Source organism: Methylomonas sp. ZR1 (assembly GCF_013141865.1).
Taxonomy (GTDB): domain Bacteria; phylum Pseudomonadota; class Gammaproteobacteria; order Methylococcales; family Methylomonadaceae; genus Methylomonas.
The window spans coordinates 4,270,159-4,283,013 of the sequence record NZ_RCST01000001.1 but is presented as its reverse complement, the minus strand read 5'-3'; the positions used below and the strand labels follow the sequence as shown (position 1 = coordinate 4,283,013).

Here is a 12,855-nt window from a genome sequence, read left to right as displayed (position 1 = left end):
GAATAAACCGTTAATGCTAGCCCCGCATATCAAGAAAAAAGTCGATGAACTTTGGAACCGCTTTTGGGCGGCCGGCCTGACCAATCCCTTGGTCGCCGTCGAACAGATCACCTATCTGTTGTTTTTAAAACGTTTGGAAGACATCGACCGCAAGCGCGTCGAACGTAATCTGCCGTCCATCTATCAGCGCCGGGATAGCGATCCTGAGGACATGAATCCGGAAACCTGCCGCTGGAGTTACATCCGCCAGTCGGAAAAAACCAATCCGCGCCATCTCGCCGAGGTGGTGTTTCCCTGGTTGAGAACCATAGACAGCCGTTTGACCGATCAGGAAACCGATTCCGAATTGGGCGGTTTAGACAAACGCATGGCCGATGCCTATTTCCAGCTCGACCCCAACAAGGGCCAGGTGCTCGGTGACGCCATCGATAAAATCGACCAGCTGTTTGCCCGCGCCGGCGACGGTTCCGCCGCCCAGGACATCATGGGCGACACCTTCGAATACCTGCTTAGCGAAATGGCGACCGCCGGTAAAAACGGCCAGTTCCGCACCCCGCGGCATTTGATCCGCTTCATGGTCGAACTGCTCGATCCCGAACCCGGCGACAAAATCATCGACCCGGCGGCGGGAACCGGCGGCTTCCTGTTCAGCGCCCAGCAATACCTGATGCGCAAATTCACAATACCCGACACTGTCCGCTTGGAATGGGACGGCACGCCGCACCGTTTGGACGGCGCCGGCACCACCACGCGCGAATATGCCGAAATCCATAACGGAGCCAATTTCGTCGGCTTGGATAATGACCGCACCATGACCCGCATCGGCTGGATGAACCTGATCCTGCACGATATCGTCGACCCGCAACTGGTGCAAGGCGACTCTTTGAGCAAGCGCGAAGGCAAACCTAAGTTGGCCGAATTGCTGACGCCGGAAAGCTACCGCTTCGTACTCGCCAATCCGCCGTTTACCGGCACCGTCGATACCGCCGACCTGGAAAAAGACAGCATCTTATTCCCGCGCATCGGTGGCGGCGGTAAGAAAAAAGACGACTCCCTCACCAACAAAAGTGAATTGCTGTTTTTGTGGCTGATGCTGGATTTGCTGCAAATCGGCGGCCGTTGCGCGGTGATCATTCCCGAGGGCGTGCTATCCGGCAACACCGACGCCCACAAACGCCTGCGCCGCGAACTGCTAACCGAGCATGTGGTTGAGGGCGTTATTTCCCTGCCGGGCGGCGTATTTCAGCCTTATACCGGCGTCAAAACCTCGATCCTGATTTTCCGCAAGGAAACCCGCCGCGACGACAAACAAAATCTGACCGGGCAAGAGCCGCGCAGCAAATATGTCTGGTTCTACGAAATCGAAAACGACGGCTTTACGCTGGATGCCAAGCGCAACACCCGCCCCGGTCAAGCGAACGATTTGTGGGACGCCTTGGTGAAATTCAAAACTTGGCTGAACGAAGGCCGCGCCGGTTCGGTGAGATTGGAAAAAATCTATTTGCAACCGGCTTTCCACACCGAACGCTGGCGGCAAGCCCAGCTCCGCGATAGCGCCGACCAGTTGACGGCGGCCGGTCATGCCTTTGCCAACCAATCCGATAGCGGCATGTGGGACGGTCAGATTTGGGACATACACGAACTGTTTTCGGAAATGCCCAGCGATCCAAAAGCCGCCGAAGAACAGATCAAAGCCAAGATTCAACCCGCTTTATTAGATTTGGCGAAACGCTATTTGGCACCGGCAACCCGCGAAATTTGGGCTAAATGGCATCCGGCAATAGTTCAGGCCCCGCAACAAACTTTGGACGATTGGCAAAAAGCCATTAAAAATTTGCCCCAAGAATTTCGTCGGGCCGTAAGCGATGTCCAGCGCTTTTTCGAAAGTGAAGATTCCCCGGCTTTGCCGCTCTGGAAAGATTGGAGCAAAGCGGCGCTAAGTACCGCGCTAGCCGAATTTGAAACCATCCTTACCCAGGCCAACCGTAGCAGCTTCGGCGAATATCAGCCGGTCAATGATTTAACGCAGGAAATGGAAGCCTTGGCGCGCGAAGTCGCCAAACTGGACGGCTTCGACGTGGTGCTGCGCAGTCTTGCCATCGATCAGCAAACGGCTATAGCCACTGCCAAGCATTGGGTCATTCCGGTACGCCATTGGCTGCCAAAAGAAGATTGGCAATCGACGGACGGCAAACTGCTAGGTTCGCACGATGCCAACGGTTTGGTCAGGCCGGAATATGTCCGGACCATGCTGGACCAAGGGCTTTACGACGACAAAGGCAACCTGAAAGACGATTTGCTCGACCCGGATTGCATCGAAGCCCGCGACTGGAACCTGTCGGCTGGGCAATACAAACCCTTCGATTTCAGCCCGCTCAAGAGCGACAAGAGTGTCGTCGAGTTGATCGGTGAGCTTAGAGAGACCGAGCAGAAAATCATGAGTGGTTTGGATAAGTTGCTGACAATGGTTGAGGGGCAGGAATGAAATTGCCGGAAAGCTGGGTGGAGACAAGGCTGGGTGACGTCTTGGAACATGTCGATACCAAAATCGATCCTCAAACCTCCTCAATTTCATCGCACTTCTACATCGGACTGGAACACATCGAGAGTCATACGGGGCGCCTGCTTCTAGAAGCCGGGGACAAAACCGAAGGCGGTGACATATTAAGCATTAAAACCCAATTCAAAGCAGGAGATATTCTTTACGGCAAACTCCGTCCCAATCTCAATAAAGTATATTTGTCTGAACAGGACGGCATTTGCAGTACTGATATTTGGGCATTGCGCTCGACAGGCGCAATTCTTCCTGAATTTGCAGCTCATTATTTAAGAGCGCCAGCGGTTCATGTTCGCGCTTCCCAATTGGCTACCGGTGCAAATTTGCCTCGTGTACCGGCAAGTTCTTTTAATCGGATTCCAATTGTTCTTCCTACAATTCTTGAGCAACAACGCATCGTAGATATCTTAAGACTTCTTGACGATCTGGTTACCGCACGTAACACCCAAATAGCAAAGCTACATAGCTTAATATTCCTTTTGTTCGACGAGTATTTTCAAGATCCAGAAGTTAGTCGAGGAAATGAAAAATACGGATTGTTGGCAGATTTGGCATGGATCAATCCCCCTCTGGATAGTCCAGTAGATTTGCGACAAGACGTATCTTTTCTTCCGATGGCTGCGGTCGACGAGGTTTCTGGCAGAGTAACCAAATACGAAACCAAACTTTTTCAGGAAGTAAAAACTGGTTATACACGGTTTATAGAAAATGACGTGCTTTTTGCCAAAATCAGCCCTTGTATGGAAAACGGGAAAATTGCAATTGCCCTAGGGTTGGAAAATGGCATCGGCGCTGGATCGACGGAATTCCATGTATTGCGTCCGAAGCCAAATGCAACCGCTGAGTTTCTATGGGCGCTAACGAGAAGAACTGTATTTCGAAAAATGGCTGCGAGAGCATTTATTGGTACCAGCGGTCATCAACGTGTACCCGAAAGTTTTTTAAAGACATACAAGCTTAAAATTCCAACTTTCGAAGAACAATTGGCATTTTCAGAAAATGTTCGAAATATTTTTCAAGAGTTAGATCGACAAGAAAATCAGCAAATCCTGCTAAAAGAATCAAGCCAAGCACTGGTTATTTCTGCATTCAACGGGGAGCTTACTAAAGCATGGAGAGTTGCTCACATCAGAGAGATAACAACGTCAGCCATGGAACGCAAAGAAAGTTTGTTCGAACGAGGTTCAAAAGCCGCGCAATTTTATGCTGAGTCCAAATCAACTCCACTGCTCCAAAAAGATTTAGATCGCCCAGCCCGCCATTGGCTGATCAACGAACTCAGCGAATTTCAAGGTGCAGTTTGGACCATGTTGCGTCACGAATGGCCTCAAAAACTGGTGATCGTCGACGATCCCGAAGCGTTTAACGACTTCTGCACCAACCCGCAAACCACTGGGCCTATCGAACATTTCAACGCTTCGCCCAACCGCATCCGCCGTACGCTGGAACAACTGGCGGCCTTGGGCTTGATCGCCAAAGTCAGTGTGCCGCGCCAGAATGCGGCTACACAACAAACCGAATATTTAACTGCCTTTCGCTCGCTACGCGACGACGAAAACAGCCGCTTGCGTGATGCGGCGATGTTGAAAAACGCGCTAAATGGCGACGGGCCATTGGCCGGTCATTTAGCGGAGTAAGCGAGCTTAAGACATGACAATAAAGCACTTGCCGGAACATGGATTGTTCCGAATCACAAGATTGTTGCCCCCCTCTTTGAAAAAGAGGGGTTGGGGGAGATTTTTTAAATAAATCCCCCTTAATCCCCCTTTTTCAAAGGGGGAAGTTATTTGTAGCGAGATCCTCAATGAAACTGCGTTATCTACATCTGCGAGACTACCCACCGATCAACGACATCAAAGTGTTGTTCGCCAGCGGTTCGCCGCTGCAACGCGATTGCGCGATTCGTTTTGTAGTCGGCGTCAACGGCAGCGGTAAATCCAATTTGCTGCGCGCCTTGGCCGAGGTGTTTTTAGCGTTGTCAGAACAGCGCGTGCCGCCCTTTCCGGTCAGTTTGGTTTACGAATTGGGTCAAAAAGATACGGCCAATCACCGGACATTGTTTCTGCATTGTCCGGGTAAACGCACGGAATCGAGTCTTTGGATACGTGAGCGATTTGCTTTTGAAGACAATAGCCCAATTGAGTTATTTGAAGGATTAATTGAGCACTGTTCGTTTAAAATTTTTGGCGAAACATTCGTACCCAATATGTCACCGCTAATTGCGCCGGGAGGATGGCCTAGTCAAGCAAGCACCCCGCCATTGATGGCTCTGCCTAATGCCGTTTTGGCCTATACCACCGGCGCGATAGCGCCCTGGCAAGCGATTTGGAACCGAAGTTCAGTCGGCCAAGATAGCGAGGAATCCTTCAGCTTGAATGACGAACCTAACGATATGGAACGGCCGCCGGGTTGGAATACGACTTTGGAGTTGGCTAGTCAAAATCTGACTGGCCCGATCAGCGCAGTTGATAGTGGTCTAGGCGACATCTCGCCAGCAAGCGATCTATTCCGCCGGCCGATTCTGTTGACGCCGGCATTATTGAAGTGCGCTTTGTTGGTCGTCGCTTTGCCTCAAGCGTTTGTCGATACCGATGATAATCCTAACTTGCCGGTGCTTAATGGCTTGCTGGCCAAGATCGGTGGCCGGGATGGCGAATATCGTTCAGCGTTACAAGAAATGCTGAGACGCGGCGGTTGGCATCATTTGGTTTCGGTGGCTTTCCGTTGTCGCTTGCAACCCGAAGTTTGGCGGCGCAATCGTGTGCTGGAAATTGCCCACGATTGGCTGATGTGTGCCGGCGAGGTGATTACCGAGCCGCACCCGACCGAAGCTAGGCGAACGCTGCATTTCGATTTGCGGGGGGAGTTCAGCGGTTATGGCGAGACTTTCAATGACGATTTACAAAACAGCGGCACGCAAGGCGGCGCTTTAACTGGATTATTGGGCGGCGAAAACGCCACTGATTTCGAGTCGTTCAGCAAGCTGGTGGAGCTACACCAAGCCGGTTTGTTCGATGATGTCGAATTGCGCTTGCGCCGCTCCCCCAAGCCGGATGAATCGGCGGATCGTGACGTCGTTGAAAACGATGTCGGCGTATTACGTTACGAAGAATTATCCGACGGCGAGCAAATGGTTTTGGGCCGGATGGCCTTGTTTCATTTATTGGAAGGCCAGCACGATTCATTGCTGTTATTGGACGAGCCGGAGACGCATTTTAACGACCTGTGGAAGCGCGATGTGGTGTCCGTGGTTGATGCTGCATTGGGTAAAACTTCATGCGAGGTGATAGTCGCCACGCATGCCGCCTTGGTATTGACGGATGCCTTGAAAGACGAATTGGTGGTTTTGGAGCGCGCGGTTGACGACAATTCCGCGACTGCATCGCATTCGGTGATCCGCATATTGGACAACGATATTCATACCTTCGGCGCCACCGGCGATCATCCGTTGCGCGATATTTTCGGTGCGCCCGATACCGTGGGCCGCCGTGCGAGCCGGATTTTGGAAGTTTTGATTGCGGCCGCGACGCTGGCTGACCGGATTGAACCGAGTTGGGCCGGCGAAAATACCAGCCTTAACAACGATATTGTCGATCAGGTTTGGAAAGTTGTTTCGGTCACCGAACCAGCCATGACTAAAGTCGGTGTCCGCCAGACGCTAGATAGCATCGTCCATTTTGCCGAACATTTCGGCGCCGAGTGGCCTTTGACGATGCAAGCGGTGCTGGAAGCCTTCATCCGGCAAACCGGCCCCGGCTATTTTCAGGTGGAGCTAAAGCGTGCGTGGCGGCGCTTATTGAAAGAGGACGGCAATGTTGCACAAGCGTGAGTTGCCTGCTTCCGAGTTCGAGGATTTGAACAAGGTTTATCAAGTCAAGTTGAAATTACTGTTTTGGCTGTTGCGCACGCCGCCGGCAGGTCAAGTGACCAAAGAGGATTTGGAAACCTTATTCGGTAAAAACTCCAAACTGCTGAGTTGGTTTGGCGCTCGCCGTCTGGGAAAACCGGATAAGCGCACTCAATTTGGCAATTCCCTGGACGTCTTGGCAGACAAAGCCCGATCTGAGCCGTTGCAAGCAAATCAAGTCGCTAACGCTATAGAGCATGACGCGGCATTTCATCAACATTGGCACGATTCGAGCTTGGAATTGAAATTTCCGGGCGTTTTTACAGCGTGGCTTGACCCGGTTAAGGCGGTTGCCGAACCGTTTTACGACTGGTTGGCTTCGGAAAAGGGGTTCCCTAAAGACACTTTCGGCTTGAGCCATGGCGATATGACCCGTGCCAAAATTATGCAGGCATACCGCCCTCAAAGTCTTGGCATTTGTGGTTACTGCGACGGTCCTTTAGGCGAAATCGGCACCAAAGCCGACGCCAACGATTGCGAGCACTTCTTCCCAAAATCCAAATGGCCGCATTTGGCGATTCATCCAGCCAATTTGTTTGCTTCCTGCAAGGGTTGTAATGAAACCTGGAAGCTGGATAAAACCCCCATGGGTAACGCCGACGAGGCCGGAATTCGCGGAACCTATCATCCTTCTTTACTTAGCGGCGCTTCGTTAATTTCCGTTGTCGCCAAGCAGTCGCCAGAGCATCCGATGCGGGTGTCTATCGAAATTCGTGATGGAGCGGTGCCGAAACGCGCTCAAACGTTAGTTAATACACTTGATCTCGAAGCGCGTTGGTCAAACGACGTGAATGAAAAAATGGATGGTAGAGGTGTATCGGTATTCGTTTCCAAAGCGTTTCAGGATAGATTTCGGGGACAAACACCCGATGAAGCCGAGATTGGTGAGTTGCTCGACGATTCAATTATTTGGGCCAGGAAGAATATAGGTCAAGAAGAACGCTCGATTCGTCAGGCTGCCGCCTTGCAATATCAGAAAGATTGCCAATTGGCGCAAATCATTCAGGAGTTGCTGTGAACGAGCAAATCAAACCAGCATCGCTAATCGACACACCCACCGGCTACACCGACTGGCTAACCGAACTCAAAACTCGCATTCATTCCGCCCAGCAACGCGCGGCCTTATCCGTCAATCGCGAATTGATTTTGCTGTATTGGCAAATCGGTCGCGACATATTGGAACGGCAAGCGCAACAAGGTTGGGGAGCTAAAGTAATCGAACGGCTATCGCACGATTTGCGCACCGCGTTTCCGGACATGAAAGGCTTTTCGCGCGCCAACTTGATGTATATGCGCGCTTTCGCTGAAGCTTGGCCCGATGCCGAAATTGTCCAACAGCTTGTTGGACGATTGCCCTGGGGTCATAACTTGGTGTTACTCAGCAAACTAAAAGACGCTGAAAACCGTAAGCGCTACGCCGAGCGGGCTATCGAATACGCTTGGTCGCGCAATGTGTTGAACATCCACATCGAAACCCGTTTATTGGAACGGGAAGGAAATGCTGTCACCAATTTCGAAGCCAATTTACCAAAGCCCCATTCGGATTTGGCCCGCGAATCCTTGAAAGACCCTTACTTGTTCGATTTTCTCGGCATCGGCCAGGAAGCCGACGAGCGGGAGATCGAAAACGCGCTGGTTCAGCATATCACCCGTTTTCTGATCGAACTTGGCGCCGGCTTTGCTTTCGTCGGCCGGCAGTATCATCTGGAAGTAGGTGGCGACGATTTTTTCATCGACTTGTTGTTTTACCACCTGAAGCTGCGCTGCTACGTGGTGGTGGAACTCAAGACCGGTGCTTTCAAGCCGGAACACACCGGACAATTGAGCTTTTACCTGACGGCGGTAGATGCGCAACTGAAATCCGAGCACGACCAGCCAACCATCGGCTTATTGTTATGCAAAACCCAAAACCGGATCGTCGCCGAATATGCTTTGCGCGATACCAACAGGCCGATTGGCGTGGCTGAGTATCAATTAGTTGAAGCTTTGCCAGCCGAATTGCAAACCAGTTTGCCTAGTATTGAGGAAATTGAACAGGAGTTGGGTGATTTGTCGTGACGACGTTCAATGTCCAGGAAGCAACAACTCCGACACACTTTTTACAGATTTTTGAGAAAGCCGTTCATCAATGCTTGAGCATCAGAGAACACCAGTGACAGGGGCAACCAGGTTAATAGTGTAAGTATGAGGGACAGAGCACCCACATTGGCTCTATAACCGTGGCACGAAACGCAACACATCCCCAGCCGCCGCCGACTTCATTGGCAAGGCCACGCCATCCCGCCAATAATCCTGCTGGTCGCGGTAATGTGCCGATAGAGGGTGGCCGGACTGGCCGCCCGGCATGTGGAACAGGGCGTTTTCCGGGTGCGACGGCGACAGCACCAGCCGTTCGCTGGCGCCATGGGCGTTGTCCATGACCTTGACGCAAACGCTGGCGCAGCCGTCGCTGTCGAAGGCGGGCATGTCCAGCACGCCGCTCAAAGCAGACGCCACTTTGCTGAACGGGTGGCGTAAATTAACCGGGTGGGTCATGCCCCAGGTCAGTTGATTGGGCTCGACAGCAGGATATTTCTCACGCAGCGCTTGCACGGTTTGCCGCAAGGTTGCCACGATCATCGCCTGCCAATCGTCTTGATAACGCGGGTTCAGCACGCCTTTGGGCCGTTGCGTCAATAATTGCCGCAGCGGCGTTTCCATTTCCCGCCAGGCGTAACGAAATTGCGGGTCCAGCCTTTGGCCGGCCGCCACCACTTTTTCAAACACTGCGCCGGCCAGGCGGGTGCGGAATTCACTCAAGATTGGCGCGCCTATGCTGCCGGTTTTCATGTAACCGTCCCATGCGGCGATGGCGTTGCGGGCTTTTTGCAAGCTGTCGTCCGCCGCGCTCGGATTGCTCAGAGCGTCCAGCGCCAATTGCTGGTAAAACGCCAGAATTTCACTGCGGGTATCCAATTGGATTGCCAGCAAATCCGGCTCGGTCAGGCCGTCGCGATTTTTCAGCAACTCTTCAATCCGGTGCGCCCGATAGCTCAAGGACCAGTTATGGCCGATCACATAGGGGTAATCCCGCCCCAGAGTACGATTGTTGGCTGTGACGATAAAACCGTCCGCCGGATCGAACAGGCGCGGCAATTCATCGGGAGGGATAGAACCATCCCAAGCAAGCTTGCCGTCGGCCCACGACTGGCTGATCAGGCCGTCGAATCCGCGGCGTTTGGGGAAGCGGCCCATGTAAGTCCAGGCGATATGGCCGTCACGATCAGCAATCACTACGTTCTGCGGCGGTCCGCCGAATCGATTCATCACCGCCATGGCTTGCTGGGTATTGCGGGCTTGGTCCATATCCATCAGGCCCAGGTCCACAAAGTGCGGTTCCAGCGCAGTCCATTTGATCACCACGGGTTGGCCCAGCAAGTCCTGATCGGACACCGGTCCCCACTCGCTGTCGCGTAAGGTCAGCGTCACGTCAGGTTCGCCTTTAATCCGAATGGTTTCCTGGTGTTCGGTAAACGCTTGCCAGCCGTGCGGCGTGCGATATTGGCCGGGATGGGCGGGATCAGTTTCCAGGCGGATCAAATCCAGAAAGTCGCCGGTGACATTGGTAAAGCCCCAGGCCACATCATCGTTGCCACCCAGGATTACGGCAGGAGCACCAGGTAAGGTCACGCCGTAAATATGGCGATTGCCATAACTCAGATCGGCGCGGTACCAGATGTTGGGCACATTTAGCGCCAAGTGCATATCGCTGGCGATCATCGCCCGGCCATCGCGGGTTTTGCTGCCGGCAACCACCCAGTTGTTGGACCCGGATACCACGTTTTCGGCATCGACCGCTTGATTGAGGGCCAACGTTGAATCGGTGCCGGGCAGGCTGGCCAGTGCGGCAAGCGGGATTGACGGATTAAAGCGGCGCGGTAGGCTGCCGCCGATTAATGCCTTGGCATAGGGATCGGTATCCGGCGTCAAGAAGGTCACCAGCTCCTGAGGCAGCGCGCGGGCCATGACGCTGACCATGCGCTCGTCCTGTTCCTGGCCGTTCAGGGTTTGAAACATTGCCAACTCGACGAGGATGCTGTCTTCAGGGCGCCAAGGCTCGGGACGGTGGCGCAGCGCCAGAAATTCCGGCGGTAGAACACGGGCAGTGCCGATGAATTGATTCACGCCGTCGACATAAGCTTGCAGCGTCAAACGCTGAGCCGGGGGCAAATCGGCAACGATGCGTTGCGCGGCGCGATCCATTTGATAGACACGTTGCTTGCGGTCCGCGTCCAGTGCCTTGGCGCCGAACAATTCGGCCAGGCGTCCGGCGCTTTTGCTGCGCATCAATTCCATCTGAAACAATCGGTCGCGGGCATGCAAGTAGCCCAGCACGCGATAGGCGTCTTCCCGCTGGGTTGCTTCGATTTCCGGCACACCGAATGTATCGCTTTTGGCGGTGGCTTGACTGGAAAGGCCGGGTAAAACTACTTCGCCATTTTCGGCGGGTAGCGATGCCAGCAACAGCCCTGTTACCAAAGCAATTCCACCGACAATAACACCGGCAATCGACAGGGAGGCAACGCGCTTTTTGGACATGGTTGATATAGCCTCGGGGAGATTGGAAAAATTGGCGCGGAGAAAGTCGCCAACTGCCCCGGCTATTATAGGGCTAAGATTTCAAAAGGTGATTGAACGGATTTTTAGCAAAGCGGAGTTTAGCAATTAGACTCCGCTAGCAAAAATATTCGAAATTCATGCGTCAAAAAATCGGTTTCGCGGCACGGCGTTTTCCGAAACCGATTAGCAACTTTCCATTTGTAGCGGTTTAAAGAAATTGACTTTGTATCAGTGAGCGGACGAAGACACGTCGCACGAGACGCTAAAGCCCTGGATTTCCACATTAATACCGCGGTCCGGCGCGGCCAGCAGAAAATCCGCGATGGTTTCAATGATGTCTTGATCGATGAACAACGCTTTGGAGCCGTCAATCAGCAATTCGCAGTCATCGGTTACGGCAGATAGATGCTTACGTAGCAAGGCTTTATTCAAGAAGGAGACATCTTTATGTAAGCGCAACAAATAATGATCGCCGTGCTGAGTCAAGGTAATCGCCGCGTGGAAGTTGGCTTTCAAGACGAAGTAGAATCCAGCCGCCATACCAATCGCGATACCCAACAACAGGTCAGTGAATAAAATCGCCACCACGGTAATCGCAAAAGGCGCGAACTGATTCCAGCCCTTGCGATAAAACTCCACGAACAACGCCGGCTTCGCCAGTTTGTAGCCGGTTTGCAGCAGAATTGCCGCCAAACAGGCCAACGGAATCATATTCAAATATTTCGCAAAAAACAGCACACTGACCAATAGCAAAACGCCGTGTAAGAATGACGCGATTCTGGTCTGGCCCCCGGCATTGATATTGGCCGAACTACGTACGATCACGGCGGTAATCGGTAGGCCGCCCATCAAGCCGCTGACCATGTTGCCCAGGCCCTGCGCTTTCAGCTCCCGATTGGTCGGCGCAACCCGTTTGTGCGGGTCCAATTTATCGACCGCCTCTATGCTCAGCAAGGTTTCCAGGCTGGCGATAATCGCAATGGTCACCGCCACGCTGTAAATTTTCGGGTTACTGAAATAACTGAAATCCGGTAGACGCAATTGGTTGATAAAGTTGGCGGCACTGCCCAACTCGGGAAGCGACACCAAGTGCTTTTCGCCAATCATCATTTCCGGGGCAAAACGCACTGCCAGAGCGTTGAAACCGACACCCCAAATCACCGCCAGCAACGGACCGGGAATTAACTTTAAAAGCTTGAACTGCTTGATAAACCCGGAATCCCAGACCACCAAAATCAATAGTGCCACGGCACTGACGATGGTAACGCCGGGGGTAATCGCTTCCAAGGCTTCGGACAATTCGAAGAAGCTGGATTCAGCGCTCTCCTGCATATAACTTTCATCGCCTTCGAAGCTGGTATCGTAACCGGTGGCATGCGGCGTTTGCTTGATAATCAAAATCAAACCAATCGCCGCCAGCATGCCTTTAATCACCGAAGCCGGAAAAAATGCGCCAATTACCCCAGCTTTTAAATAGCCCAGAATTATTTGCAAGCCGCCGGCCAGCACCACGCTGAGTAAAAAACCACCAAAGCCGCCCAAGGTTTCGATGGCTTCGAAGACGATAACCGTCAATCCGGCTGCCGGTCCGGAAACGCTTAATTGCGAGCCGCTCGCCCAGGAAACCAGAATGCCGCCCACCAAGCCGGCGATAATGCCGGAGAACAACGGCGCACCGGAGGCTAGCGCAACCCCCAGGCATAACGGTAAAGCCACCAGAAAGACCACGATACCGGCCGGTAAGTCCTGGTGCAGATGTTTCATATAAGAATTCAATTGCGATGTCATTGGT

Annotated in this window: 7 protein-coding genes; 5 read left to right on the top strand and 2 right to left on the bottom strand. The window is 52.9% G+C overall.

Going from position 1 to position 12,855, the window contains the following annotated elements:
• Positions 1–13: 13 nt before the first annotated feature.
• The 5 genes from DDY07_RS19435 to DDY07_RS19415 all read left to right on the top strand — a co-directional run bounded on the left by DDY07_RS19435 (position 14) and on the right by DDY07_RS19415 (position 8,522).
• Positions 14–2,485 carry a class I SAM-dependent DNA methyltransferase gene (locus tag DDY07_RS19435; RefSeq protein ID WP_171697089.1) on the top strand — a complete coding sequence of 824 codons (2,472 nt, stop codon included), beginning with the start codon at positions 14–16 and terminating at the stop codon, positions 2,483–2,485.
• Positions 2,482–4,194, top strand: coding sequence for a restriction endonuclease subunit S (locus tag DDY07_RS19430; RefSeq protein WP_171697088.1), 1,713 nt, complete (start codon positions 2,482–2,484; stop codon positions 4,192–4,194). The genes DDY07_RS19435 and DDY07_RS19430 overlap by 4 nt, the downstream gene beginning before the upstream one ends.
• A 167-nt stretch (positions 4,195–4,361) precedes the next feature.
• Positions 4,362–6,386 carry a hypothetical protein gene (locus DDY07_RS19425; protein ID WP_171697087.1) on the top strand — a complete coding sequence of 675 codons (2,025 nt, stop codon included), beginning with the start codon at positions 4,362–4,364 and terminating at the stop codon, positions 6,384–6,386.
• Positions 6,370–7,482 carry a hypothetical protein gene (locus tag DDY07_RS19420; RefSeq protein WP_171697086.1) on the top strand — a complete coding sequence of 371 codons (1,113 nt, stop codon included), beginning with the start codon at positions 6,370–6,372 and terminating at the stop codon, positions 7,480–7,482. Before DDY07_RS19425 ends, DDY07_RS19420 begins: the two co-directional genes overlap by 17 nt.
• Positions 7,479–8,522 carry a YhcG family protein gene (locus DDY07_RS19415; protein WP_367650891.1) on the top strand — a complete coding sequence of 348 codons (1,044 nt, stop codon included), beginning with the start codon at positions 7,479–7,481 and terminating at the stop codon, positions 8,520–8,522. Before DDY07_RS19420 ends, DDY07_RS19415 begins: the two co-directional genes overlap by 4 nt.
• A 153-nt stretch (positions 8,523–8,675) precedes the next feature.
• Here the strand turns inward: DDY07_RS19415 and DDY07_RS19410 are convergent, their stop codons facing one another.
• Both DDY07_RS19410 and DDY07_RS19405 read right to left on the bottom strand, forming a co-directional pair.
• Positions 8,676–11,042 (bottom strand): penicillin acylase family protein, encoded by a 2,367-nt coding sequence (locus DDY07_RS19410; RefSeq protein WP_171697085.1) that lies wholly within the window; start codon positions 11,040–11,042, stop codon positions 8,676–8,678.
• Positions 11,043–11,291: 249 nt separating this feature from the next.
• A complete protein-coding gene (locus tag DDY07_RS19405; protein WP_171697084.1) occupies positions 11,292–12,851 on the bottom strand; it encodes a SulP family inorganic anion transporter in 1,560 nt (519 codons plus the stop codon).
• Between the last annotated feature and the right edge of the window lie 4 nt (positions 12,852–12,855).